Genomic DNA, 24,883 nt, shown 5'->3' with positions numbered 1-24,883 from the left:
GGCGTAGGATGGGTCATATGACCCATCCTGCGGCGCTCTCCTACCAGAGCGTTCCGGCCGCCCGCCGCGCCCAGCCGGCATCGTAGCCGGCGCCGCCTTCCGCCCCCTCCGTCATCGCCGCGAGGAAATCGCCCGCCGTCGGCAGACCCGCGCTGTCGTCCCGCCCCGCCCAGAGGCCCGAGCGCAGGATCGCCCGGGCGCACTGGAAATAGACCTCGCCCGGCGTGACCACCGTCACCGTGCGCGGCAGCCGTCCGCCCCTGGCAAAGCTCTGGCGCAGGTCCGGGTCCGCGGTGACGAGCCCGCGGCCGTTCACCCGCACCACGTTGTCCGAGCCGGGCACGAGGAAGAGCAGCGACACCCGCGGGTCGCGGACGATGTTCCTCAACGTGTCGATCCGGTTGTTGCCGTGCCAGTCGGGCAGCGCCAGAGCGGTTTCGTCCAGCACCCGCACCACCTGCCCCTCGTCGCCACGGGGCGAGGCGTCGGTGCCTTCCGGGCCCACGGTCGAGAGGATGCAGAAGCGCGACCGCTCGATCCAAGCCCGGTACTCCGGCGTCAGGCGCGGGGCAACCTTGCGCAGGGCTGCCGCGCCGGGCGCGCCGTAATGCGATTCCAGTTCGTCCAGGCTGCGGATCGGCTCCATCATGGTTTCTCCAGGAAGAAGCCGGCTTCGGCCATCAGCGCGTCCGAGGCCTGTTCCACCTCGGTCTGGAGCCGGGCCATGAAGGTCTCCCGGCTCTGGCCCGGCGGGATCGGCGGCAGGAACTCGACCACGGCGGTGCCGGGCTTACGATAGACCCCGCGACGGCCCCAGAACACGCCGACGTTGCAGGCGGCGGGCACGCAGGGCTGCCCGAGCTGCTGGTAGAGCGCGGCGGTCCCGGCCTTGTAGGGCAGTTTCGAGCCCGGGGCGGTGCGGGTGCCCTGCGAGTAGATGATCAGCTGGCCGGGCTCGTCCCGGCCCTTCTCGACGTCGCGCTTCATCTTCGCCACCGCCTTTCCCCGCTCGCCCCGCTTCACCGGGATGCAGCCGATGCGAAGCGCGAACCAGCCGAGGATCGGCGCGTAGCGCAGTTCGTCCTTCATGATGAAACGGCCGCGGGGGACCGAGCTGAAGATCATCAGGATGTCGAGGAAGGACTGGTGCTTGGCCGCGATCAGGCAGGGAAAGTCGGGCGGGGTGCCGCGCACCTCGGTCTTCAGGCCGATCATCCAGGAGGCCAGCCAGCGCACGGTGTGGCAGTAGGACAGGCAGGCGGCGCGGGCGCCTTTCGGGCTCGCGATCGCCCAGGGCAGGTGGATGAGGCCGATCACCGGCATCACCGCGTACATGGCGATGTTGAAGGCGAGCGAGCGCAGCCACTGGAGTGCATATCCCATCAGGTGATCCCCCTCAGCGCCCGCATCGCCGCGACACGGGTGGACCAGAACGCGATGACCGCGGCCAGCAGCGGAACCGGCAGCGGCGCGAGCCAGCCGAAGCCCGAGAAGCCGAGGCCGGTGAGGAATCCGCCGGCCGGGTCGGCGTCGGGCAGGAGCGCGATGGCGGCCATGCCGAACAGCGTGCCCGCCGCCGCCCCGGCGAGCGCGCGCAGGGTGTAACGGCGCACGAAGGCGCGGGCGATGTAGCTGTCGCGCGCCCCGACCAGCCGCAGCACCCGGATCACCTGGGCGTTGGCCGACAGGGCGGCATTGGCGGCCAGCGTGATCATCGCCACCATGGTCAGCGCGATCAGCAGGATCGACGCCAGCGCGAGCAGGTTGAGACGCCCCGCCGCCTCGATCAGCGGACGGCGCCAGCGGGTGTGGTCGTCCAGCACCGCGCCCGGCGCCTCGGCCTTCAGGCGCAGGCGCAGGCCCTCGGCGTCGTAGCCGCCGGAGGTCTCGACGACCTCGATCAGTTGCGGGATCGGCAGGACATCCACCGGCAGGTCGGGGCCGAACCAGGGGGACAGCAGCGCCTGCTGCTCGGCCGGGGCGAGCGCGCGGGCCGACTCCACACCCGACGTGGAACGCAGGACACGCAGCGCGGCCTCGGTCTGGACGGCGACCTGCGACTCGGGGGCCGAGATGCGGACCGTGGAGCTTTGCGCCAGCTCCCGCGACCAGCGGTCCGCCAGCCGCGCGGTGGCCAGCGACAGCGCCAGCGCGAAGACGGCGAGCAAGGCCATGGCGGCCCCGGTGAACAGCGTCAGCTGCGCGGTGAAGCCCGTGGGCGGCACCGCCCGGTCGGCTCTGGGATCGCCCTGGACGATGCTGATGACTTCGGCGAGACGGATCAAAGGTCGGCCCCGGCCAGCTGCAGGCGACGGTCCTTGATCCTGAGTACGCGGGCCGAGACCTGGGACTTGGCCTGGCGGATCAGGTTCAGGTCATGGGTGGCGACGAGGATCGCCTTGCCCATGCGGTTCAGCTCCACCAGCAGGGTCAGCAGGCGCAGCGACATCTCCCAGTCGAGATTTCCGGTGGGCTCGTCGGCCAGGATCACGTCGGGCGACATGATGACCGCGCGGGCCAGCGCGGCCCGCTGACGTTCGCCCCCCGAAAGCTCGGCCGGGAGCGACGCCATCTTCGAGGCGAGGCCCACCCAGCCCAGCAGTTCGCGCAGCTCCTGCATGTTGGCCTCGGTGCTCTGGCCCGACACCGTCAGGGGCAGGGCCACGTTCTCGACCAGCGGGAGGTGGTCGAGGAAGGCGCAGTCCTGGTGGACGATGCCGACCCGGCGGCGCACATGGGCCACTCCGTCGCGGCCGATCTGGTCCGCGGGACGGCCGAACAGCGTGACCTGCCCCTTCGTCGCCATCAGTTCCATGTAGCAGAGCTTGAGCAGGGTCGTCTTGCCCGCGCCCGAGGGGCCGGTCAGGAAGTGGAACGATCCCGGCGCCAGGGTCAGCGAGATGTCGGACAGCAGATCGGCCCCGTCATAACTGTAGCTGACGTCCTGCAACTCGATCACGGTGTTCCCCCGGAGGGCCGCCCTCCCGCTGCGCCCTTTTGCCAAAGGCCGGCAGGTGTTTCAATCGGGTGACACACGGGCCGACAAAAAATACGAGGCGGTATTGCCGATTGTTCGTTAACTGTCAAAGTACATAAAACAGTGAAATGAGTGTCTTGGGGATTTCAATGCGGCTAACCTGCCCCAATTGCGCGGCGCAGTACGAGGTGGATGCCTCGATGATCCCCGCCGAGGGGCGCGATGTCCAGTGCTCGGCCTGCGGCCATACCTGGTTCCAGGCTGCCGAGGCGGCGAAGGACTCCGTGGCTGAAACGCCCGCTGCGTCACCGGACGACTTCGACGATTACGAGGAGGACGAGCCCCTAGCACCGGCGACAGCCGCCGCCGAGGCGACGCGTCCGATGCCCCAGCAGCCCCCCGGCGCCGCGTCCCATCGCGGCGAGGCCGCCGACACGGCCGGGGATGACGCGGCGCCCCGACCGCGGCCCCTGGACGAAGCCGCGCGCGCCGTGCTGCGCGAGGAGGCGCTTCGCGAAGCCGAAGCGCGCCGCCGCGAAAGCAGCGTCACCGTGGAAACCCAGCCCGACCTCGGCCTCTCCGGCGGCGGCGTCCGCAGCCGCCCGGCCCGTGCCGTCGAGGACGAGACCACCGAGCCGACGGAAGACCCAGAGGCTGCGCCCGCCACCCCCGCCGAACAGACGGCCTCGTCCCGGCGCGAGCTTCTGCCGGACATCGAGGAGATCAATTCGACCCTCACCGCCACCTCCGACCGCCAGCAGGCGGGCCCGGAGCATGACGACTCCGAGACCGAGGATCTCGAGCGCCGCTCGGGCTTTCGGATCGGGTTCTTCGCGGTGCTCGGGGTGTTCGTGGTGCTGACGCTGCTCTACGTCTTCGGCCCGCGCCTCGCCCAGGCGGTGCCCGCGGCGGCGCCGACGATCAACGGCTACCTGCTCTGGGCGAGCGGTGTTCTCGACTCGGTGGACAGCGGGTTGAACGGCACCATCGACAGCCTCAACGCCCTCCTGAACGGCAGCGACGGACAATCCTGACCGGAGGAGCTGCGTCGCGGTGGTCGCGGGGCTCGCGACCGCAGCCTCATCGCGCCGGGACTTCCGTACCGCAACCGACCCCGCTTTGGCCGCGCGAAGCAATGCCGTATCTGTCCGTAGCGCCCGGAGGTCGGCTCAGAACCGGTCCAGCAGGCGCTTGAGATAGTCGAGTTCCTGCTCCGAACGGCTCTGGTCGCCCGAACGGCGGCGGATCTCACCCAGCAGTTCCTCGGCCCGGCGATACACGTCCTCGCCCTGCAGCAGTTGCTCGTCGGTGCCAAGCTGACCGTTCGCCCCGGCCTCGCGGCCCAGCGGATCGCGCTGCTGGCCCTGCTGGTCGCCGCGGGCATTGGCCTGGCCCTGGCCGTTCTGCTGCCGCTGCTCCTGCGCCATGGCTTCGCCGAGGTTGCGGATGCCCTCGCGCAGAGCCTCCATGGCGTCGGACTGGCGGTCCAGCGCCTCGGCATAGTCGCCGTCGCGCAGCGCCCGCTCGGCGCCGTCCATCGCCTCGCCCGCGCGGCCGAGCGATTCGCGCGCCGCATCGCCCTCGGGCGTGCCGGCGCCGGGCAGGTTGCCCTGCTGGCGGTTCAGTTCGTTCCGGAGCGCGCGCTGCCGTTCGGCCAGCCCCTGCGGGCTGGTGCCGGGCTGGTTGCCCTGCCCCTGCTGGCCGCCCTGGCCCTGCTGCTGCCCCTGGCCCTGGCCTTGCTGCTGCCCGGGCTGCTGCCCCTGTCCCTGCTGGCCTTGCTGACCCTCTTGGCCCTGCTGCCCCTGCTGGCCGGGCTGGTTGAACTGTTCCTGGAGATCGCGGAACGCCTCGTCCGACAGGCCCTGCTGGTCGCGCAGCGTCTCCTGCAGGTCCTGCATCGCCTGGTCGCCCTGGCCCTGCTGGCCCTGGCCGCCCTGGCCCTGCGTGACCTGCATGTTCTCCATCATCTGCTGAAGCTGCTGCAGCAGCTCCTGCGCCTCGGCCATGCGGCCCTGCTCCATCAACTCCTGGATGCGGTCGAGAAGCTGCTGCAGCTGGTCCTGGGTGATCTCCTGACCCTCGCCCTGCTGCGGCTGCTCGCCCTGTTGCTGCTGCTGCTCGGCCAGCTGCTGCATGTAGTCCTGCATCGCCTCGCGCAGCTCCTGCATCAGCTTCGCGATCTCCTCGTTGCTGGCGCCGTTCTTCATCGCCTCTTCCAGGCGGTCCTGCGCCCGGCGCAGCCGCTCCAGCGCATCGGCAAGGTCGCCGTACTCGATCTGCTCGGCCAGCGCCCAGAGCGTCTCGGCCACCTCGTCCCGCACCTCGTCCGAGAGGTTCGCCAGGCGGAAATTGTGCTCGAGCCGCTCGATCGCGATGCGCAGCTTCACGGCCGAGGTCTGCGAGCGGAACACCTCTTCGGGCTCCCAGCTGACGGCGCGCAGCACCTGCGCGACCCGCGGCGCGTTCTCCTTGGCCCAGAGAAGGTCGCGCCGCTGCTCGATGATCGCCTTGGCGAGCGGATCGAAGAAGCGCAGACCGCCCAGGTTCTCCGCCACCGGGGCGCTTTCGCCGGACTGATCCAGGGCGTCTGTCACCTCGAAGCGGATCTTCACGGGCATGTTGGCCCAGGGATGCTTCGAGAAGTTGTCGACCATCACCTGTTCGAAATCGGTGCGGTTGCCGCTGATCGGCATCGGCAGGTCGACGACGATGGGCTCGCGCGGATCGGGCTCGGTCGCCAGCCCCCAGGTGCGGTCCATGGCCTCCAGGTCCAGCGTGATCACCGCCCGGCCGCCCTGCACGCCGTAATCGTCCTGCGCGCCGAAGGGCTGGCGGAACTCGCCGTCCGCCTTGCGCTCGGCAGAAACGGAGACCGAGACCATGGGCGCCGCGTCGGGCTCCATCACCACGTCCCAGGCGCGCCCGCCCGGGCCGGTGATCGCCAGCCGCCCGGATTGCGCCACCTCGAAGGACCGCGCCGTCTGGCTGGTGGCCTCCGCTTCGGGGGTGTTGTCCGGCAGCGGCTGCCCCGACACCGACTCCTCCAGCCCCAGCCGGCCCATCTGCCCATAGAGGCGCACGGTCATCCGGCTGCCCTGGGGCACCCGCACCTCACCCTCGGGAATGTCGGCGAGATAGAGGCTCGGCTTGCCGGTATAGGCGGGCGGTTCGATCCAGCCCTCCCAGGACGGCCCCGCCGCCATGGCCTGCCCGCCGCCCGGCCCCATCTCGGCCACCGTCGCCACCCGCCAGACCGAGCCGAACAGCAGCGCCACCGCGAACAGCAGCAGCGCCGCATAGCGCAGCGCGAAGGGATCGCGCGAGGCGACGCGCAGGTCGGGCTTCACCGCGCGGGCGGCCAGCACCCGCTCGGCCATCCGCGCGACATGGGCCCGCCACACGGCTTCGGACCAGGCATCGCCCGCGCCGATGGCCTGGGTATCCTGCAATGTCTGGATCGGCCGCCCCTTCAGCGTCGCGTCGAGCCGGGCCAGCGCATCAACCTCGCTCGGCGGGCGATAGGCGCGAAGGCCGCGCCACAGCGCGACGACCAGCCCCAGCAGCGCGGCCGCGCCGAAGCCCCAGACCACCTCCAGCGGCGCCGAATCCTGAAGCCCCAGCATCAGCGCGCCGAGCACCAGCAGCAGGATCGTCCAGACCGGCCAGAAACAGCGCACCAGCCTCTCGGCGCGCATCCCCCAGAGGGTCAGCGCCAGCGGACGGCGCAGGGCCGCGAGGGCGGGATGGACGTCGTCGACGGGGGTGCGATCGGTCATGGGACTCCGGTCAGCCTGCCCAATACGGAGGGGTCCGCGTCAGAGCCATTCCGGGATGGTATCCCGCTTCAGCATTTCGTCAAAGTCCGGCCGGGCGCGTATGACAGCGAATTGATCGCCGCTCACCAGCACCTCGGGCACCAGCGGGCGCGAGTTGTATTCCGACGCCATGACCGCGCCATAGGCCCCCGCGCTGCGGAAGGCGATCCGGTCGCCGGCGGCCAGAGGCGCAAGCGCGCGCTGCTTCGCGAAGGTGTCGCCGCTCTCGCAGACCGGGCCGACGATGTCGTAGACCTCGGCCTCGACCCCCGGCACGGCCTCGACCAGCGGCACCACGTCATGGTGCGCGCCATACATGGCGGGACGGATCAGGTCGTTCATCGCCGCGTCGACGATCAGGAACTGCCGCTCCTCCCCATGCTTCACGTAGATGACCTCCGAGACCAGCACCCCGGCGTTGCCCGCGATCAGCCGCCCCGGCTCGATCTCGATCTCGCAGCCGAGGTCGCCCAGCACCCGCCGCACCATCTCGCCGAAATCCGACGGCAGGGGCGGCGCCGCGTTGCTCTTCTGGTAGGGGATCCCCAGCCCGCCGCCGAGGTCCAGCCGCCGGATGTCGTGGCCATCGGCGCGCAGCATGGCCGTCAGCTCCGCCACCTTGCGATAGGCCTGCTCGAAGGGCGCGAGGTCGGTCAACTGGCTGCCGATGTGCACGTCGATCCCGACCACCTCCAGCCCGGCCAGCCCCGCGGCCTCCCGGTACACCTCCCGTGCGCGGGAGATCGGGATGCCGAACTTGTCCTCCTTGCGGCCCGTGGAAATCTTCTCGTGGGTCTTCGCATCGACATCCGGGTTCACCCGGACCGCGACCGGCGCCCGCACCCCCATCTCCCGCGCCACGGCGTCCAGCGCCAGCATCTCCGGCTCGCTCTCGACGTTGAACTGCCGGATGCCGCCCTCCAGCGCCAGCCGCATCTCGGCCTTCGTCTTGCCGACGCCGGAGAACACGATCCGCGCGCCGGGGATCCCCGCCGCCCGCGCCCGCCGGTACTCGCCGCCCGACACCACGTCGACCCCGGCCCCGAGATCCCCCAGCAGCTTCACCACGGCCAGGTTCGAATTCGCCTTCATCGCGAAGCAGACCAGGTGCTCGGTCCCCGCCAGCGCCTCGTCAAGCAGCCGGAAATGCCGCGTCAGCGTCGCGGCGGAATAGCAGTAGAAGGGCGTGCCGACCGCGGCGGCGATCTCGTCCAGCGCCACGTCCTCGGCCATCAGCCGTCCGTCCCGGTAAAGAAAGTGATCCATGTCCGCTCCGCTGCCCGCTTCCGCCAAGGCTCATAGCAGACCCCGCGCCGCAGACAACGCCGCGCAGCGTCCGGCCGGCACCGCCCCCATCTTTGCTTCCCAAATATCCCGGGGAGCGCGAGGGGCGGCGCCCCTCGTTCCCGTCCCCTCCGTCCGCCGCCGACACCCGCGGCGGCGCGCAGGGAGAGGGGTGCGGGGGGAACCCCCGGTTCCCCCCGCGGCCCCCCTCACACCACGTTGAACCCCGGGCCGTAGGGATAGCCGGTGATGTTCTCGGCGCCGTCCTCCCCGACCACGAGGATGTCGTGCTCCCGGTATCCCCCGGCCCCCGGAATCCCCTCGGGCAGGGTCAGCATCGGCTCCATGCTCACCACCATGCCGGGCACCAGCACCGTGTCGATGTCCTCGCGCAATTCCAGCCCCGCCTCGCGCCCGTAGTAATGCGACAGGATCCCGAAGGAATGCCCGTAGCCGAAGGAGCGGTACCGCAACAGGTCGCGCGCCTCGAAAAAGGCGTTGATCTCCGCCGTGATGCCGGAACAGCTCGCTCCCGGCCGGATCAGCGAAAGGCCAAGCTCGTGCGCCGCCACGTTCGCCTCCCAGATCGCCAGCGAGGCGTCGTCCACCTCGCCCAGGAACATCGTCCGCTCCAGCGCGGTGTAATAGCCCGAGATCATCGGGAAGCAGTTCAGCGACAGGATGTCCGCCCGACGCAACGGCCGCCCCGTCACCGGGTTGTGCGCCCCGTCCGTGTTGAGCCCCGACTGGAACCAGACCCAGGTGTCGCGGTACTCGGCCTCGGGGAAGCGCGCGGCGATCTCGCGCTCCATCGCGTCCCGCCCGGCCATGGCGACGTCGATCTCCCTGACCCCCTCGCGCACCGCGTCGCGGATCGCGTAGCCGCCGGCGTCCGCCACCGCCGCTCCGGCGCGGATCAGCGCGATCTCCGCCGCGGACTTCACCATCCGCTGCGCCATGCAGGGCCCCGAGAGGTCGGTCAGCGACGCCGGCGCGAGGAACGCCTTCAGCTTCTCCGCCTGCTGCAGCGTCAGGTGATCCGCCTCGTATCCCACCGCCGCCCCGGTCCCGGTGACCGAGACCACCGCGCGCCAGAAGTTGTCGCGCGCCCAGTCGGTATAGGTCAGCGCCTCGCCATGGCAGCGCCGCCAGGGCTGGCCCGCGTCGATCCCGGCGCCGATCACCACGCTCGTGGCGGCCGTCACGACCAGCCCGTAGGGCCGCCCGAAGCTGCAGTAGAGAAAACCGGAGTAGTAGGCGATGTTGTGCATCGAGGTGAAGAGCGCCGCCGCGACGCCGCGCTCGGCCATGAGCGCGCGCAGTCCGGCAAGGCGCGCCTCGTACTCTTCCGGCGCGAAGGGAAGGGACGCCTTGGCGCCGTTGTGAAAGCTGAAATGGGCAGGACGAGGGGTGGCCATGGCCATGCACTCCTGAAAGGCGTCCCGGCGTACAGGACATCAGAAGCGTGGGGCGGAGCGACGCCATCGCTCCCGCTGGACAGCCCGAGATTACCGCGGCGCGCCTCCGCAGCAAACGGAAAAATCGCGCCCCGGTCAAGGGCGCGAAATCCCCACTTGGCGCAGCGCCCCGGCGCCGCTACCGTCCCGCTGCATTGCCCCAACGTCAACGAGGTTTCCATGTTCCGTACCGCCGGTTTCGCCGCCCTTCTCGCCCTCGCCCCCCTCGCCGCCGCGGCGGACGACGTCACCGACACGCTGCAAAGCGCGCTCGACGCCTACAATGCTGGCGACATCCAGTACGCGCTCGAAGAGCTTGCCTTCGCGACGCAGCTGATCAAGTCGATGAAGGCCGGCGACCTGGCCCAGCTGCTGCCCGCGGCGCAGGACGGCTGGAGCCGCGAGATCGACGAGGACGAGGCGCGCGGCCTCGGTGCCATGGGCGGCACCGCCGCGGTGGCCCGCTACGAGAAGGACGGCCAGAGCTTCACCATCCAGATCCTCGCCGACAGCCCGATGGTGGCGAGCTTCGGCAGCGTCTTCGGCAACGCCGCGCTGATGGCCTCCATGGGCAAGATCGAGCGCGTGGGCCGCGAGAAGTTCATGAACCAGGACGGCGACCTCACCGGGATGATCGGCAACCGGATCCTCGTCCAGGCCCAGGGCGGCGAGACGGCGGACATGATCTCCCACCTCGAGACCATGGACTTCAAGGCCCTCGAAGGCTTCGGCGCCTGAAGACCGCCGCGGCGGAAGGGTCCGCCCCTCCCCGCACCCCCTCCCATCTTTGCTTTCCAAATATCCCGGGGGTCCGGGGGCTGGCCCCCGGTCCCGTCCGCGAAGCCGGACCTACGGCAGGACGGCGCGCATCAGCGGGCTGTCCGCCTCCGCCAGCCCGTCGATCACGTCGAAATGGTGCCGCCCCGCCTCGACATGAAGCGCGCCCGGCGCCCAGGCCGCCGCAAGTCCGCGCGCCTGCTCGAGGAAGGCGGGCCGCTCCTCCGCCCCCACCCAGACCGCGATGCCGATGCCGCCGAGCGGCGGGTAGATCGCGGGGCTCTCCCGCAGCGCGGTGCCGGGGTCGAGCCGCAGGTCGGCGTTCATCGCCGTGTCGATCAGCGGGCGCAGGTCCGAGAGGGGCGAGATCGGCACGCAGCGGGCGATCCGCGCCGCCACCCCGCCCGGCAGGCCGACGTCGGGGCAGAGCATCCGCGCCACGAGGTGTCCGCCCGCCGAATGGCCGGTCAGCACCAGCGGGCCGGTCGTCTCGGCGCAGATGGCCGACAGGGCCGCCGCGATCTCCTGCGTGATCTCGGGGATCGTCGCTTCGGGGGCCAGCGTGTAGCCCGGCATCGCCACCGCCCAGCCCCGCGCCAGCGCCCCGGCGGCGAGGTGGGACCAGGTCCTGTTGTCGAAAGCCCGCCAGTAGCCGCCGTGCACGAAGACGACGACGCCGGCGCCTTCGGCTGCCACGCCCGGGTCGGGCAGGAACAGGTCGAACCGCTGCCGCGCGCGCCCGCCATAGGGCAGGTCGAGCCGCGCCAGTCCCGCGGCGGCCCGCCCGGCGCGGAAGGCTTCGGCGGCGGCCAGCCAGCGGGGAGGATAGGACTCGGCCCCGGGAATGAAGGCGGCATTGGCATAGGCGGTATCGTTGGACACGTCGGAACCCCTCTTGGACGCGCCGGTTATAGCTGGACAAGGGCCGATGGCCCATGGTTTGTCTGCCCCGAACGGGCAAATCCGCCTCCACTCCGCCTCACACGGGAGAACCACCATGCTCGACAGCACAACGAATCTTGCCGACCTGCTGAAGGATCCGGGCCTTCTGGTCGCCCAGGCCTACCTCGCCGGCGAATGGGTCGACGGTCCCGACGGGCGTACCTTCGACGTGACGAACCCGGCCCGCGGCGACGTGATCGCCAAGGTCGCCGACCTCGACCGCGCGATGTGTGCCGACGCCATCGCCAAGGCCGAGACCGCGCAGAAGGCCTGGGCCGCGAAGACCGCCAAGGAGCGGGCCAACATCCTGCGCAAGTGGTACGACCTGATGGTCGAGAACGCCGACGACCTCGCGACGATCCTGACCGCCGAGCAGGGCAAGCCGGTGGCCGAGGCGAAGGGCGAGATCCTCTACGGGGCGTCCTTCATCGAGTGGTTCGCCGAAGAGGCCAAGCGCGTCTACGGCGACGTGATCCCGGGCCACCAGCCCGACAAGCGGATCACCGTCATCAAGCAGCCGATCGGCGTCTGCGCGGCGATCACCCCCTGGAACTTCCCGAACGCCATGATCACCCGCAAGGTCGGCCCGGCGCTGGCCGCGGGCTGTTCCATGGTGGTGCGCCCGCCCTCGCTGACGCCGCTTTCGGCGCTGGCGCTCGGCGTGCTGGCAGACCGGGCGGGGCTGCCGAAGGGGATCCTGTCGATCATCCCGTCCTCGTCCTCCTCGGCCATCGGCAAGGAGTTCTGCGAGAACCCGGTCGTGCGCAAGCTGACCTTCACCGGCTCGACCGAGGTCGGGCGCATCCTGCTTGGTCAGGCGGCGGACCAGGTGATGAAGTGTTCCATGGAGCTTGGCGGCAACGCGCCCTTCATCGTCTTCGACGACGCCGACCTCGACGCGGCGGTGGAAGGCGCGATGATGTGCAAGTTCCGCAACAACGGCCAGACCTGCGTCTGCGCGAACCGGATCTACGTCCAGTCCGGCGTCTATGACGCCTTCGCCGAGAAGCTGGCGGCGGCCCTGGGCAAGAAGAAGGTCGGCGACGGTCTGGAGAGCGGGACCGATTTCGGGCCGCTGATCGACAGCGACGCGGTGAAGAAGGTGAAGTCGCACATCCAGGACGCGCTGGACAAGGGCGGCAAGATCGTCACCGGCGGGTCCGAGCACGAGCTGGGCGGCACCTTCTTCCAGCCGACCATCGTCACCGGCGTGACCCAGGACATGGCCGTGGCGACGGAAGAGACCTTCGGCCCCCTCGCCCCGCTGTTCAGGTTCGACACCGTCGACGAGGTGATCGGGATGGCGAACGACACCATCTTCGGCCTCGCCGCGTATTTCTACGCCAAGGATCTGAGCCGGGTCTACAAGGTGTCGGAGGCGCTGGAATACGGCATCGTCGGCGTGAACACCGGCATCATCTCGACCGAAGTGGCGCCGTTCGGCGGCGTGAAGCAGTCGGGTCTGGGCCGCGAGGGCTCGAAGTACGGTATCGAGGACTACCTCGAGGTGAAGTACATCTGCATGTCGGTCTGACCCGGCATCGCAGCCCACAAACGCAAACCGGCGCGGGACAGCCCCGCGCCGGTTTTTTCATGTCCGTTTCGATGCCTCAGGCGTAATGCCCGCGCGCGCGCCAGCCCAGGACCTGCCCCGCGGCGATCCCGCCCGAGACGATGCTGACCAGCGCGAGGACGGCCGACACGCCCAGCGTCGAGACGCCCGAAAGGCCCGCACCCACGGTGCAGCCGCCCGCCAGCACGCCGCCGACGCCCATCAGGACCGCGCCAGCGCCATAGCGCAGGGTCTGGCCGGGGCTCTCGAAGCTCTGCCAGGCGAGTTCCCCACGCAGCGCGGCGCTGAGGAAGGCCCCGCCCAGCACGCCGCCGATGAAGCCGGTGCCGAAGCCCGCGGGAATGGCGGTCGAGGCGATGATCCAGAACAGCGTGTCGGTCCAGGGCAGGGTGAAGGCGGCGGACTGCACCTCCAGCGGCTCGAACCCGTCCTGGAGCAGCACGCTGGTCGCGGCCCAGCCCAGCACCGGCACGAGCCCGATCAGCGCGCCCATGACGACGTGCAGCGGCGCGGGACGGAAGCGGCGGACCAGGAAGGCGGCCACGGCCAGCAGCGCCACGACGGCCACCGGCACGGCGCCGGGCAGCGCGGCGAAGGTGCCGAAGGGCATCTCCACCGTGTGGGCGCCGAGCGCGGTGCGCAGGGGGCTGAGGACGCCCTTCAGCGTCGCATGGGCCACCACGGCGAACAGCAGCACCACGGTCAGCGCGCGCAGGTTGCCGGTGGCGCCGAGCACGCTCAGACGCGAGACGCAGCCGCGGGTCAGCACCATGCCGACGCCGAAGGCCAGACCGCCCAGCACGATGGCCAGCACCGGCACGTCGGCGGTGACATAGCGGTGTCCGGCCAGGTCCACCCAGCCGAAGGCTGCCGCCCCGGCGAAGGCCGCAACCGCCACCGCAAGCGCGGTCAGCCAGACCGCGCCGGCGCTACCCCGCTCGGCCTCGTCCCCCGCGACGGCGCGGCGCAGGCAGAAGCGCGAGACCTGTGCGGCGACGCCGAACAGCGCGCCGATGGCCAGGCCGAACAGCAGCTGCGCCAGCCGCGGGTCGGGCAGAGCGTCGAACATCTCGAAAAGCATGGCAAACCCCCTCGCTCACATTCGAAGAGGCATATCCGTTCGCGCTGCCGCAAAGTCAAACCGATGCCGGAGAACGGACGTCCGGAAGGCGGGGTGAAAACGGAACGCGCGTCCCGATTGCGGTCCGCGACGCGCCCCCAACGCCCGGCTTCGGGCGCCCTGCCGTGATGCGCCGCCTTATCTGGGGGCGCGACGGCTCAGAAGGCGTTGAAGGTCAGGGTGGTCAACGTGCGCTCCACGCCCTTGATGGTGCGCAGGTTGTCGTTGATGTAGAGGCCGATGTCCTCTTCCTTCGGGATATACATCTTCACCAGCAGGTCGAAGTCGCCGCTGGTGGAGTAGAGCTCGGAATGGAGTTCGCGGCGCACGATCTCCTCGGCGACGCGATAGGTTTCCCCCGGCACGCAGCGGACCTGGACGAAGACGCATTCCATCGGCAGCACTCCCTTTGGGCGCCAGTATGGCGGCGGGCGCGGCAGGGTCAACGGGTGCGGGCGGGCCCGAGGCACCGCGGCGGACGGAAAAGTTCGCGCGCGCTCCCAAGGATTGACCGCCCGCGCGCGTCCCACCCACTGTCATGCGCATGAACACATCGGACGAGGATCTTGCGGCCGCGGCCGCATCGGGGGACAGGGCGGCCTTCGCGGCCCTGCTCGAGAGGCGTTACGACGCGCTCTTCGCCCTGTGCTTCCGCCTGACCGGCGCACGGGCCGAGGCCGAGGATCTGACCCAGGACATCTGCCTTGCCCTGCCCGCCAAGCTCGCCCGCTACGAATCGCGGGCGCGGTTCACCACCTGGCTCTACCGCGTCGCGGTGAACGCCGCCCACGACCGGCGCCGCCGCCGCGCCACCCATGCGAAGGCGGCCGCGGGCTGGGGCGACTGGGAGATCGCGCGGCAGGCCGAGATGGCCGAGGCGAAGGTGCAGGCCGACTGGCTGGCCGCCACCATGGCCGCCCTGCCAGACGAGTTGCGCGACACGCTCGCCCTGACGCTGGGCGAGGAGCTGACCCATGCCGAGGCCGCCGAGGTTCTGGGAATCGCCCCCGGCACCGTCAGCTGGCGGCTGTCCGAAGCGCGCCGCCTGCTGCGCGCGCTCGCCCCGAAGGAGGGGACACCATGACCGATCCGCTGGACGACCTGCGCGACGCCATGCGGCGCGCCACCCCCGCCCCCGATTCCGCACGCCGGGCCGAGACGCTGGCCCGCGCGCAGGAAAGTTTCGACCGCCTCCAAGAGTCGCGCCCCGGGCCGCGTCCCAATCCTGTCCGCCCCGGCAGATGGGCGGATATCAGGAACGGAGCCGGAATGATGCTGAACACCCTCTCCTCCCGCGGCGCCCTTGCCGCCACCACCGCCCTTGCGGCCTGCGTCCTGCTGGTCGCGCTGCCGTCGCTGAACCTTGGCCCGACCTCGGGTCCGGTCCCGCCGCGCGTACCGGACGGGACCGAGGCGATGCCCGCGTCCGCCGATGACGCAGCCGCCCCGATGGTCGACGCCGCACCGCCGCCCGCACCCGCGCCCCAGAGCCTCGCGCCGTCGGCCGAGCGGATGTCCCGCGGACTTGCCCTGCCGCCCGGCGCTGCCGCACCGAAGGCGATGCCCGGCGTCGTCATGGCCGAGCCGCCCGCCCTTCTCGCCGAACCGCCCGTGATGCTGCCGGAAGCGGACACCGAAGCCTTCGCCAACGCCGACCCGAACCCGGTCAAGGTGGCGGCCGAGGATCCCGTCTCGACCTTCTCCATCGATACCGACACCGCCTCCTGGGCCGTCATCCGGCAGTCCATCATGGCGGGGGCGCTGCCGCCGAAAGACGCGGTCAGGATCGAGGAGATGGTGAACTACTTCCCCTATGCCTACCCCGCACCCGAGGCCGACGCCGCCTTCCGGCCCGTGGTCAGCCTGAGCGAAACACCGTGGAACCCCGGGACCCGGCTGCTGAGGATCGGCCTACAGGGCGCCCTGCCCGCCGTCGCCGACCGGCCGCCGCTGAACCTCGTGTTCCTGATCGACACCTCCGGCTCGATGCAGGGGCCCGACCGGCTGGGCCTGCTGGTTCAGTCGTTCCGCCTGATGCTGTCGCAGCTGCGCCCCGAGGACGAGGTCGCCATCGTCACCTATGCAGGCTCCGCGGGCCTCGTCCTGCCGCCGACCCTGGCGGGCGAGCGCGGCAGGATCCTCGCCGCGCTGGACGGGCTGACGGCGGGCGGCTCCACCGCCGGGCAGGACGGGCTCAGGCAGGCCTACGCCACCGCGGAAGAGATGGCGAAGGACGGCGAGGTGTCGCGGATCCTGCTGGCGACCGATGGCGACTTCAACGTCGGCCCGTCGGACCCCGAGGCGCTGAAGGATTACGTCGCCGGGAAGCGCGAGTCCGGCACCTATCTCTCGGTGCTCGGCTTCGGGCGCGGCAACCTCGACGATGCCACGATGCAGGCGCTGGCGCAGAACGGCAACGGCACCGCCGCCTATATCGACACGCTGTCCGAGGCGCAGAAGGTGCTGGTGGACCAGCTGACCGGCGCGCTGTTCCCGATCGCCGACGACGTGAAGGTGCAGGTGGAGTTCAACCCCGCCACCGTCGCCGAATACCGCCTGATAGGCTACGAGACCCGGGCGCTGCTGCGCGAGGACTTCAACAACGACCGCGTCGATGCGGGCGAGATCGGGGCGGGCCACCAGGTGACGGCGCTTTACGAGGTGACGCCCAAGGGCTCGCCCGCCCGCCTGACCGATCCGCTGCATTTCGGCACCGCCCCGGCGACGTCGGACAGCACCGACCTCGCCTTCCTGCGGCTGCGCTGGAAGGCGCCCGGCACCGCGGAGAGCCGCCTGAGCGAAACCGCCATCCCCGACACGGTGACCGCCCCCGACGACGACGCCCGCTTTGCCGCCGCCATCGCGGGCTTCGGCCAGCTGCTGCGCGGCAGCGCCTACCTGGGCAACTGGGGATTCGGCGACGCCGTCGCGCTGGCGCAGGGCGCGACCGGCGAAGACCCCTATGGCTATCGCCACGAGGCGGTGAAGCTGATGCGCCTGGCCGAGAGCATGGAGCACTGAAGCCGGATCGCGGGCGGCGGGGTGGGTGTCGCGCCCGCCCCGGACGCGCCTCAGCCGCCCGTGTGCTGCCGGATCAGCTCCTTGTAGAGCGCGCGGATGCGGGCGGTCACGGGGCGCTCGCCGGTGCCGATGGGCTTGCCGTCGATGCTGGCGACCGGGGTCTGGGCGCCGAAGGTGCCGGTGAGGAAGGCCTCGTCGGCGCCGTAGGTCTCGTAAAGCGAGTAGTTCTTCTCGAACACCGGGATTCCGTTCGCGCGGCAGAGGTCGATGACCTTCTGGCGGGTGACGCCGTTCATGCAGTAGTCGCCCGTGCTGGTCCACACCTCGCCCTTGCGGACGATGAAGAAGTTGCAGGCGTTGGTCGTGTTGACGAAGCCGTGGGGGTCCAGCATCAGCGCCTCGTCCGCGTCCGCCGCTTCCGCCTGGAGACAGGCGATGATGCAGTTGAGCTTCGAATGGCTGTTCAGCTTGGGATCCTGCGCATGGGGCAGGCCGCGGACCTGGGGCACCGTCGCCAGGCGGATGCCCCTGGACGACAGGCTTTCCACCGGCTTCGAATGTTCGAGGATGATCACCAGCGTCGGCCCGGTGGTGCTGAGCTTCGGATGCTGGAACGGCTTGTCCTTGATCCCGCGGGTCAGCATCAGGCGGCAATGCACGTCGGTCGTCATGCCGTTCGCCCTCGCCGTCGCGTTCAGCGCCTCCAGCAGCTCTTGGCGGGTCTTGCCCACATCCAGCGACACCGCCTTGCAGGAAGCGAAGAAGCGGTCCATGTGCTCGTCGAAGAAGGCCCAGGTGCCGTTGTAGAGGCGCATCCCCTCCCACATCCCGTCGCCGAGCATGAACCCCGCGTCGTAGACCGAGACCTTCGCCGCGTCGCGGTGCACGATCTCGCCGTTGACGTAGATCCTGATGTCGCGGTTGCGGAGGTCGTCTTCGGCGGTGTGGGTCGTGTGGCCGTGGTCGGTCATCGCGCGCTCCTGCATCTGGGCCGGATCACATCCAGCCCTGTTCGCGGTAATAGCGCTCGGCGCCCGGGTGCAGCGGCGCGATGATCCCGTTCGAGATCATGTCCTCGGGCTTCAGGTTGGCGAAGGCGGGGTGCAGGCCGCAGAAGCGGTCGAAGTTGTCGAAGATCGCCTTCACCACTTCGTAGACAGCCTCTTCATCGGTATCCGCCGAGGTGACGAGGGTGGCCAGCGGGCCGAAGCTTTCGATCTCTTCGGGCTGTCCGCGGTAGGTGCCCGCGGGGATCACGGCGGGGGAGTAATAGGGCGTCTCGGCCACCAGGGCCTGCACCTCGGGGCCGTTCACCTGGAGGAACCTGGTATCGCAGGAGACGGTCGCCTCGGTGATGTTGCCAACCGGATGACCGGCCGAGAACATGATCGCGTCCACCTTGTCGTCGCAGAGGGCGGCGGACTGTTCGGCCGACTTCAGCTCGGAGGCCAGCGCGAGGTCCGAAACCTCGATCCCGATGGTGTCGAGCAGCACCTCGGCCGTGGCGCGCGAGCCCGAGCCGGGGTTGCCGATGTTCACCTTCTTGCCCTTCAGGTCCTGCAGCGTCTCGATCCCGGCATCGGCGCGGGCCAGCACGGTGACGACATCGGCGTGGGCCGACAGCACCGAGCGCAGCTTGGGGTCGGGTCCGGCATCGGCGAAGGTGCTGGTGCCGTTCAGGGCGTGGTACTGCCAGTCGGACTGCACCACGCCGAAGCTTAGGTCCCCCGCACGCAACCCGTTGAGGTTGGCGATCGACCCGCCGGTGGCCGGTGCGGTGCAGCGCAGGCCGTGACGATCGGTGTTGCGGTTCACCAGCTGGCAGACCGACTGGCCGACGACGTAGTAGACGCCGGTCTGGCCCGCGGTGCCGATGGTGATGAACTCCTCGGCCTGCGCTGCGGTGAGACCGGCGAGGCCGATGGCGGCGGCAAGGCTCAGGCGACGGAAATGGGACATGGCGCTTCTCCTGCTGGATGGCCGCGGGGCGGCGATTTGGGGGCAGGTTACGGCATCCTGTATGATTGTCAACAATCCGACGAGATCGTTGCATGACCGACCGAAACCGCGCAGACTGGACCTCGGCGCGTCCCGCAGCGCCGCCCCATGTCCGAGGTGCCGCCCGTGACCCTTCTTCCCGACCCCGAGACTCCGCCGTTCGCCCCCGAACCCCTGGGCGAGACGACCGTCCGCAGCCGCATCGCCCAGCGGTTGACCGAGCACATCGTCGGCGGCCGCCTCTCCCCCGGCCAGCGCCTGACCGAGCAGCAGCTTGCCGCTTCGCTCGGGGTCAGCCGGGGGCCGCTGCGCGAGGCGATCCGCGATCTGGTGGACACCGGGCTTCTGACCAGCGTGCCCTACAAGGGGCTCTATGTCCGGTCGATGACGCGGCGCGACCTGGAAGAGCTCTATTCCCTGCGCACCGCGCTCGAGCGGTTCGCGTTCGAGCGGGGCTGGGACCGGCGCACCCCCGCGGCGCTGGAGGATCTCGCCCGGCGGGCCGAGACGCTGCGGCGCTGCATCGACCGGGGCGACGACGGGCAGGCCGCCATCGCGCACGAGCTGCACCTGCACGGCTGGATCTACGAGGTCAGCGGCCACGGCCTGCTGGCCAGGACCTGGGAGGGGATGAAGCCCAACGTCCACTTCTACTTCTCGCTGCACCAGCGCGCCCATGACCGCAAGGGACCGCAGCGCCAGTCCCACGACCTGTACGTGACGCTCGCCTCGGGCGACGATCTTCCGGCGATGCTGGCGCACCTGAGCGACCACATGCGCCAGGGCCTTGCCGTCACCCTCGCCGCGCTGGAGGGACAGTTTCCGCCCGAGGCGGCCCGCCCCTAGCCCGAGCCGATCAGGATGCCGGCCGCCAGCACCAGCGCGCCGCCGAGGACGACCTGGAAGGCGGCGCGGAAGAACGGCGTTTCCATGTAGCGGTTCTGGATCCAGGCGATGGCCCAGAGTTCGCAGAAGACGACGATGCCGGCGATGGTGGTCGCGGTCCAGAAGTCGGGGATCAGGTAGGGCAGCGCGTGGCCAAGGCCGCCCACCGCCGTCATCACACCCGCCGCCACACCGCGCTTCAGCGGGCTGCCGCGGCCCGAGATGGCGCCGTCGTCGCTGGCCGCCTCGGTGAAGCCCATGGAGATGCCCGCGCCGATGGACGCGGCAAGGCCGACGAGGAAGGTCTGCCAAGTGTCGCCAGTGGCGAAGGCGGCGGCGAAGATCGGCGCCAGGGTCGAGACGGACCCGTCCATCAGGCCCGCGAGGCCCGGCTGCACCCAGGTCAGCACGAACTGGCGGTGGGCGGTGCGCGCCTCGGCATCCCTTTCTCCGTCGCCGAGGTGCGTGGCCGCCAGGCTGTCGGCCAGTTCGGAATGGCCCGCCTCGGCCGCGGCGAGATCGCCGAGCAGCTTGCGCGTCTCGGCATCCGTGGCCTTCGACGCGGCGCGGACGTAGAAATCGTGCGCGTCCTTCTCCATCATCTCGGCCTCGTCGCGGATCCGCTCGATCCCCAGGTTCTCGACCAGCCAGACGGGACGGCGGGCGTAGAAGCCCGAGACGTGCTCGCGCCGGATCAGCGGAATCACCTCGCCGAAACGCTTCACGTGCAGGTCGATCAGGCGGCGGCGGTGGGTGTCCTCTTCCGCTGCCATGCCATCGAAGACCTTGGCCGAGCCGGGATATTCCGCGCGCAGCCGTTCGGCGTAGGTGCGGTAGATGCGGGCGTCGTCCTCTTCCGAGGAGATGGCGAGCGCCAGGACCTCCTGCTGGCTGAGGTCCGAGAAGCGGCGGCGGCTGGAGACTCCGGGGATCATGGGCACCTCGACAGTTTAGAATGATTCCAATGTAGCGGGATGCCGCGGCGCCGCAAGCGCCTCCTCACCGCAAAAAATGAAACGATCGGTTCAGTTCGCTCTTGCGTTTTGAACCATTCGGTTTAGATTTATGAACACAACAGTTCAGAATGGAGTTCCTCCGATGACCCGCCTCGCCGCCGCCGCCCTCTCTGCCCTTCTGCTGACCGGCACCGCCGCCAGCGCCTTCGACATCCTGCCGCCGAACATCCAGTACCCCGACCCCCGGCCCGAGTTGCCGACCCGAGGCACGGCACAGCCCGGCCGCTGATCCTGCCCCCTGCCGCAAGCCTGCGGCGGCCACATTACCAGGACCGGCCACATCATTGCACCGGCCCGGCGGAACGCTCCGCCGGGCCGTTCGGTTGTATGACAGCCGGTCCTTGCCCTGACTGAACCGCGGGGTCTAGTATCGTGAAAAAGGAATACGGGATGAACGACCTGGCGGACGGCATCAAGAAGGGGCGGAAGTTCGAGCAGGTTCTCGAAGGCGCGCGCGGCGTGTTCCTGAAGGACGGCTTCGAGGGCGCCAGCGTCGACACCATCGCGAAGGAGGCGGGGGTGTCGAAGGCGACGCTCTACAGCTATTTCCCCGACAAGCGGCTGCTGTTCATGGAGGTGGCGAAGTCCGAGTGCTGCCGCCAGGCCGATGCCGCCATGGCGATGATGGACATGTCGAAGCCCCCGGCGGCGGTGCTGCACCATGTCGGCTCGCACCTGATCCGCTTCTTCCTGTCCGACCTCGGGCAGAAGGTGTTCCGCATCTGCGTCGCCGAGTCGGACCGTTTCCCCGAGCTTGGGCGGCAATTCTACGTCAGCGGGCCGGGCACGGTGGAACGGGCGCTTGGCCAGTATTTCGACCTCGCCATCGCGCGGGGCGAGCTTGCGATCGACGACAAGGTGCTGGCGGCGCACCAGTTCGCCGAGCTCTGCAAGGCGCACCTGTTCCCGCGGCTGATCTTCGGCATCCAGGACCGCTTCACCGACGCCGAGGTCGAGGCGGTGATCACCGGCGCGGTCGAGATGTTCATGGCGCGCTACGGCACCTGACGCCGCTCAGTCGACCCGGCGGACGTAGTACTGGTTGCCGATCTTGCGGGTCTCGAACCGCTTCAACTCCATCACCAGATCGGTCAGCTTCTTCATGCCATAGGTGCGCACGTCGAAGTCCGGGTTGTCGGCGACGATGTACTGGCCGAGGGGCCCGAGGGCATACCAGTCGTCGTCCTGGGCGATCTTGTCCATGGCGCGCAGGATCAGCGGCACGGCGTTGACCGGGGGCTGCTTGCCCTGAACCACCGGCGCGGGCTCGTTCGACTCGCCCTTCTTCGGCTCGGCGGGCATCTCGTCGACGATGTTCTCGATCAGGATGAAGCGGTTGCAGACGTTCCGGAGCGATTCCGGCGCCTTCGCCTCGCCGATGCCGATGACGTCCAGCCCCTGCTCGCGGATCCGGTTGGCGAGCGCGGTGAAGTCGCTGTCCGACGACACCAGAACGAAGCCGTCGAAGCGGCCCGTGTGCAGGATGTCCATGGCGTCGATGACAAGGCCGATGTCGGAGGCGTTCTTGCCCTTCGTGTTCGCCGTCTCCTGGTGGGCGACAAGGCCGAGGGCGCGCACCGTCTCGGACCAGTTCCTGAGCTGCCCCGAGGACCAGTCGCCGTAGACCCGGCGCAGGGCCGGTTCGCCGAAGCTGGTGATCTCCTTCAGGATCGGCCCGGCGAAGCGGGCCGGGATGTTGTCGGCGTCGATCAGGACGGCGTAAAGCGGGCGGTCATTCTGTTTCATGTCCGCTGCCATAGCAGAAACGGGCGGCATTGGAAGCCGTCGCGCCACGGGCTGCCTTGTTGCATCCGGCGGCGCAAGGCATAGCTGTGCCGGGCAGAGCTGCAAACGGGAGGGCCGCATGCAAACGACGCACGGGATATCCATCGTGGCCGCGGGGCTTGTCCTGCTGGGCGGCTGCGTTGCGCAGAACGGCACGACACCGCCGCCGACGGGCCAGCCGCCCGCCGCGGAAGGCGGAAGCTGCGGTGCCTCGGGTTACGAGTCGCTCGTCGGGACGAACATCGCGGCCGTCACGCTGCCCGACCGGGGCCGGGACATGCGGCTGATCCGGCCGGGGGACGCGGTGACGATGGACTTCCGCGAAACGCGGCTGAACATCGAGATCGACGACGCCGGGGTGATCCAGCGCGTCTACTGCGGCTGAGCCGGTCGGCGCCGCCCGTCCCCGGCGGAAGGGCGGCGCCAGCGGATCACTTGTCCTGACGGTATTCCGAGTGGCAGGCCTTGCAGGCGCCGCCGATGTCCTTCATCGCGGCGGCCATGGCGGTGGCATCCCCCGCCTCGGTCGCGGTCATCGCGGCGGTGTGCAGGGCGTCGGCCTTCTTGGTGAAGTCGTCGTAGTTCTCCCAGATCTTCGGCAGCGCCTCCGAATCGCCCTCGATCACGTTGGTCTCGAAAGCGGCGGGAATCTGCGTCGAGGCCTCGGACAGGGTCATCGCGGCGGCATGGGCGGCCTCGGCATCGTAGGCGTCGCCGGCCTTGGCCTGGGTGCCGAGGATCTTCACCTGGTCGCCGATGGACTTCATCAGCTTCTGGCGGGCCTCCACCGGGTCCTCGTGGGCGGCGGCGTTGGCCAGCACGGCGCCGAGGGCGAGCGTGGCGGACAGGGCGATCAGGGTGAACGTCTTCATGGAAGGCAGATCCTCTCAGAAATGTGTAGCTGCGACCGTATAGGGCCGCCTGCGCAAATCCAGCCAAATTTGCGTGACAGGGACCGCCGATCGGTTCTCGACTCCCGCGGGGGCAGACTGGTATGAGAACAAATCAGGAACTCATCAGGCTGCCACCCGATGATCAACCGCCGTATCTTGTCCCTCTGGTTTCCCCGGATGGGGGCCGAACGTCTGCTGCGCCGCGACCGGGGCGGTCTTGCGGCCGTTCTCGGCACGCCCTTCGCCGTGGTCGCGGATCGGGGCGGGGCGCAGGTGCTGTCCAGCCTCTCGGAAGCGGCCGAGGCGGCGGGGCTGCGGCAGGGCCAGCCCCTGCGCGACGCCATGGCGATCTGTCCCGATCTGGTCACGCGGGTGCAGGTGCCGCAGGCCGAGGCGGCGTTCCTGGCCGTGCTGCGCCGCTGGGCCGGCAAGTTCTCGCCCTGGGTGGGCGAACAGGGGACCAACGCGCTGGTCGCCGACCTCACGGGCTGCGCGCATCTGTTCGGCGGCGAGGCGGCGCTCATGGACCAGCTGCAGGAGGATTGCGCCGATCTGGGGCTGACCCTGCGCGCCGCCATCGCCGACACCGTGGGCGGGGCCTGGGCGCTGGCGCGCTACTCCGGGCAGTCGGCCCCGCTGGCCCGCAGCGGCGACGCCATCGACCAGGAGGCCCACGCCACCCGCTCGCGCGCCGCGAAACGGCGCCACTGGGAACGGGGCGGCGCGGCGCCGCTGGTGCCCGCGGGGCTGCCCCGCGTCCATCCCATCGCGCCGCCGGGGCAGACGCGGCAGGCGCTCGCCCCCCTGCCCGTCGCGGCGCTCAGGCTGGAGGAGGACGCGGTGGCCGAGCTGACGCGCCTCGGACTGCGCCGGATCGAGGACCTGGCGAACCAGCCCCGCGCCGCGCTGGCCCGGCGGTTCGGGCGGATGCTGGTGCGCCGCCTCGACCAGGCGCTGGGGGTCGAGCCCGAGCCGGTGTCACCCGCCGCGCCGGTCGACCGCTTCGCCGTGCGCCTGTCCCTGCCCGACCCGATCGGGCTGGAAAGCGATCTGCTGGCCGCGCTGGACCGGCTGCTGCCGGCCCTCGGCGCGAAGCTGGCCAAGAAGGGGCGCGGCGCGCGGGTGGTGCGGATGCAGTGCTTTCGCGCCGACGGCACGCTCCAGGCGGTCGAGATCGGCCTTGCCCGCCCCTCGGCCGAGCCCGAGCGGATCCGCCCGCTGCTGGCGATGAAGCTCGACGCGATCGACGCGGGCTTCGGCATCGACACGATCCGGATCGAGGCGGTGCAGACCGAACCCGTGAGCCCCCGCCAGCACGCCGGCCACGCCGAGGCGGCGGC

25 protein-coding genes are annotated in these 24,883 nt (G+C 70.2%); 10 read left to right on the top strand and 15 right to left on the bottom strand.

The window, feature by feature from the left end; genetic code table 11:
* Positions 1–40 precede the first annotated feature (40 nt).
* From A7B20_RS18015 to A7B20_RS18000, 4 genes are read right to left on the bottom strand one after another with little or no spacing between them, the layout of a single operon-like run.
* A complete protein-coding gene (locus tag A7B20_RS18015; protein ID WP_102109976.1) occupies positions 41–646 on the bottom strand; it encodes a pyridoxamine 5'-phosphate oxidase family protein in 606 nt (201 codons plus the stop codon).
* The gene (locus A7B20_RS18010; RefSeq protein WP_102109975.1) at positions 646–1,383 is read right to left on the bottom strand and encodes a lysophospholipid acyltransferase family protein; all 738 of its coding nucleotides are present in this window, start codon (positions 1,381–1,383) and stop codon (positions 646–648) included. Before A7B20_RS18010 ends, A7B20_RS18015 begins: the two co-directional genes overlap by 1 nt.
* Positions 1,383–2,285 (bottom strand): cell division protein FtsX, encoded by a 903-nt coding sequence (locus tag A7B20_RS18005; protein ID WP_102109974.1) that lies wholly within the window; start codon positions 2,283–2,285, stop codon positions 1,383–1,385. Before A7B20_RS18005 ends, A7B20_RS18010 begins: the two co-directional genes overlap by 1 nt.
* Positions 2,282–2,959 carry a cell division ATP-binding protein FtsE gene (locus A7B20_RS18000; protein WP_102109973.1) on the bottom strand — a complete coding sequence of 226 codons (678 nt, stop codon included), beginning with the start codon at positions 2,957–2,959 and terminating at the stop codon, positions 2,282–2,284. The genes A7B20_RS18005 and A7B20_RS18000 overlap by 4 nt, the downstream gene beginning before the upstream one ends.
* A gap of 167 nt (positions 2,960–3,126) precedes the next feature.
* Here A7B20_RS18000 and A7B20_RS17995 point away from each other — a divergent pair, with 167 nt between their 5' ends.
* Positions 3,127–4,011 carry a zinc-ribbon domain-containing protein gene (locus A7B20_RS17995; RefSeq protein ID WP_157937725.1) on the top strand — a complete coding sequence of 295 codons (885 nt, stop codon included), beginning with the start codon at positions 3,127–3,129 and terminating at the stop codon, positions 4,009–4,011.
* A gap of 135 nt (positions 4,012–4,146) precedes the next feature.
* On the opposite strand, the gene A7B20_RS17990 is transcribed toward A7B20_RS17995, so the two are convergent.
* The 3 genes from A7B20_RS17990 to A7B20_RS17980 form a co-directional block, all read right to left on the bottom strand.
* The gene (locus tag A7B20_RS17990; RefSeq protein ID WP_102109971.1) at positions 4,147–6,753 is read right to left on the bottom strand and encodes a TIGR02302 family protein; all 2,607 of its coding nucleotides are present in this window, start codon (positions 6,751–6,753) and stop codon (positions 4,147–4,149) included.
* A gap of 39 nt (positions 6,754–6,792) precedes the next feature.
* Positions 6,793–8,058 carry a diaminopimelate decarboxylase gene (gene lysA, locus A7B20_RS17985; protein ID WP_102109970.1) on the bottom strand — a complete coding sequence of 422 codons (1,266 nt, stop codon included), beginning with the start codon at positions 8,056–8,058 and terminating at the stop codon, positions 6,793–6,795.
* Positions 8,059–8,285: 227 nt separating this feature from the next.
* On the bottom strand, positions 8,286–9,494 hold the full coding sequence (locus A7B20_RS17980; protein ID WP_102109969.1) for an aminopeptidase P family protein: 1,209 nt from the start codon (positions 9,492–9,494) through the stop codon (positions 8,286–8,288).
* A 219-nt stretch (positions 9,495–9,713) separates the two neighbouring features.
* Between A7B20_RS17980 and A7B20_RS17975 the strand changes: the two genes are divergently transcribed.
* Complete coding sequence (locus A7B20_RS17975; protein WP_102109968.1) at positions 9,714–10,271, top strand: hypothetical protein; 558 nt, start codon at positions 9,714–9,716, stop codon at positions 10,269–10,271.
* A 111-nt stretch (positions 10,272–10,382) separates the two neighbouring features.
* On the opposite strand, the gene A7B20_RS17970 is transcribed toward A7B20_RS17975, so the two are convergent.
* Positions 10,383–11,192 (bottom strand): alpha/beta hydrolase, encoded by an 810-nt coding sequence (locus A7B20_RS17970; protein ID WP_245867088.1) that lies wholly within the window; start codon positions 11,190–11,192, stop codon positions 10,383–10,385.
* Positions 11,193–11,307: 115 nt separating this feature from the next.
* On the opposite strand from A7B20_RS17970, the gene A7B20_RS17965 reads away from it, so the two are divergent.
* Positions 11,308–12,786, top strand: a complete 1,479-nt coding sequence (locus tag A7B20_RS17965) for an NAD-dependent succinate-semialdehyde dehydrogenase (protein WP_102109966.1) — start codon at positions 11,308–11,310, stop codon at positions 12,784–12,786.
* A 76-nt stretch (positions 12,787–12,862) separates the two neighbouring features.
* Here A7B20_RS17965 and A7B20_RS17960 read toward each other — a convergent pair whose 3' ends face one another.
* Together A7B20_RS17960 and A7B20_RS17955 are read right to left on the bottom strand one after the other, a co-directional pair.
* Complete coding sequence (locus A7B20_RS17960) at positions 12,863–13,906, bottom strand: YeeE/YedE family protein (protein ID WP_102109965.1); 1,044 nt, start codon at positions 13,904–13,906, stop codon at positions 12,863–12,865.
* Positions 13,907–14,103: 197 nt separating this feature from the next.
* The gene (locus A7B20_RS17955) at positions 14,104–14,340 is read right to left on the bottom strand and encodes an Lrp/AsnC ligand binding domain-containing protein (protein ID WP_102109964.1); all 237 of its coding nucleotides are present in this window, start codon (positions 14,338–14,340) and stop codon (positions 14,104–14,106) included.
* 149 nt (positions 14,341–14,489) lie between these two features.
* Here A7B20_RS17955 and A7B20_RS17950 point away from each other — a divergent pair, with 149 nt between their 5' ends.
* Positions 14,490–15,029, top strand: a complete 540-nt coding sequence (locus A7B20_RS17950; protein ID WP_102109996.1) for an RNA polymerase sigma factor — start codon at positions 14,490–14,492, stop codon at positions 15,027–15,029.
* Positions 15,026–16,966 (top strand): vWA domain-containing protein, encoded by a 1,941-nt coding sequence (locus tag A7B20_RS17945; RefSeq protein ID WP_102109963.1) that lies wholly within the window; start codon positions 15,026–15,028, stop codon positions 16,964–16,966. The genes A7B20_RS17950 and A7B20_RS17945 overlap by 4 nt, the downstream gene beginning before the upstream one ends.
* A 50-nt stretch (positions 16,967–17,016) precedes the next feature.
* Here A7B20_RS17945 and A7B20_RS17940 read toward each other — a convergent pair whose 3' ends face one another.
* Positions 17,017–17,937, bottom strand: a complete 921-nt coding sequence (locus A7B20_RS17940; protein ID WP_102109962.1) for an aminotransferase class IV — start codon at positions 17,935–17,937, stop codon at positions 17,017–17,019.
* Positions 17,938–17,962: 25 nt separating this feature from the next.
* Positions 17,963–18,925, bottom strand: coding sequence for a TAXI family TRAP transporter solute-binding subunit (locus A7B20_RS17935; protein WP_102109961.1), 963 nt, complete (start codon positions 18,923–18,925; stop codon positions 17,963–17,965).
* Positions 18,926–19,090: 165 nt separating this feature from the next.
* Between A7B20_RS17935 and A7B20_RS17930 the strand changes: the two genes are divergently transcribed.
* Entirely contained in the window at positions 19,091–19,810 is a 720-nt protein-coding gene (locus A7B20_RS17930) for a GntR family transcriptional regulator (protein ID WP_172961055.1), read from the top strand.
* On the opposite strand, the gene mbfA is transcribed toward A7B20_RS17930, so the two are convergent.
* Positions 19,807–20,784, bottom strand: coding sequence for an iron exporter MbfA (gene mbfA, locus A7B20_RS17925; RefSeq protein ID WP_102109959.1), 978 nt, complete (start codon positions 20,782–20,784; stop codon positions 19,807–19,809). The two genes, A7B20_RS17930 and mbfA, sit on opposite strands and share 4 nt — an antisense overlap.
* Before the next feature lie 163 nt (positions 20,785–20,947).
* Here mbfA and A7B20_RS21350 point away from each other — a divergent pair, with 163 nt between their 5' ends.
* Both A7B20_RS21350 and A7B20_RS17920 read left to right on the top strand, forming a co-directional pair.
* Positions 20,948–21,094, top strand: coding sequence for a hypothetical protein (locus A7B20_RS21350; RefSeq protein WP_157937724.1), 147 nt, complete (start codon positions 20,948–20,950; stop codon positions 21,092–21,094).
* Between the two features lie 161 nt (positions 21,095–21,255).
* A complete protein-coding gene (locus A7B20_RS17920) occupies positions 21,256–21,873 on the top strand; it encodes a TetR/AcrR family transcriptional regulator (RefSeq protein WP_172961054.1) in 618 nt (205 codons plus the stop codon).
* A gap of 6 nt (positions 21,874–21,879) precedes the next feature.
* Here A7B20_RS17920 and A7B20_RS17915 read toward each other — a convergent pair whose 3' ends face one another.
* A complete protein-coding gene (locus tag A7B20_RS17915) occupies positions 21,880–22,611 on the bottom strand; it encodes an NYN domain-containing protein (protein ID WP_102109958.1) in 732 nt (243 codons plus the stop codon).
* A 118-nt stretch (positions 22,612–22,729) separates the two neighbouring features.
* On the opposite strand from A7B20_RS17915, the gene A7B20_RS17910 reads away from it, so the two are divergent.
* Positions 22,730–23,035: an I78 family peptidase inhibitor gene (locus tag A7B20_RS17910; protein WP_157937723.1), complete on the top strand. Its 306-nt coding sequence runs from the start codon at positions 22,730–22,732 to the stop codon at positions 23,033–23,035.
* 46 nt (positions 23,036–23,081) lie between these two features.
* Here the strand turns inward: A7B20_RS17910 and A7B20_RS17905 are convergent, their stop codons facing one another.
* A complete protein-coding gene (locus tag A7B20_RS17905) occupies positions 23,082–23,522 on the bottom strand; it encodes a c-type cytochrome (RefSeq protein ID WP_102109956.1) in 441 nt (146 codons plus the stop codon).
* Positions 23,523–23,681: 159 nt separating this feature from the next.
* On the opposite strand from A7B20_RS17905, the gene A7B20_RS17900 reads away from it, so the two are divergent.
* Positions 23,682–24,883: Y-family DNA polymerase (locus A7B20_RS17900; protein ID WP_102109955.1), on the top strand; the 1,202-nt coding region annotated here is incomplete at its 3' end.

Source organism: Oceaniglobus roseus (genome assembly GCF_002869745.1).
Taxonomy (GTDB): domain Bacteria; phylum Pseudomonadota; class Alphaproteobacteria; order Rhodobacterales; family Rhodobacteraceae; genus Oceaniglobus; species Oceaniglobus roseus.
Note: the sequence above shows the minus strand (reverse complement) of the source record. Positions and strands in the feature narration are given on the sequence as shown.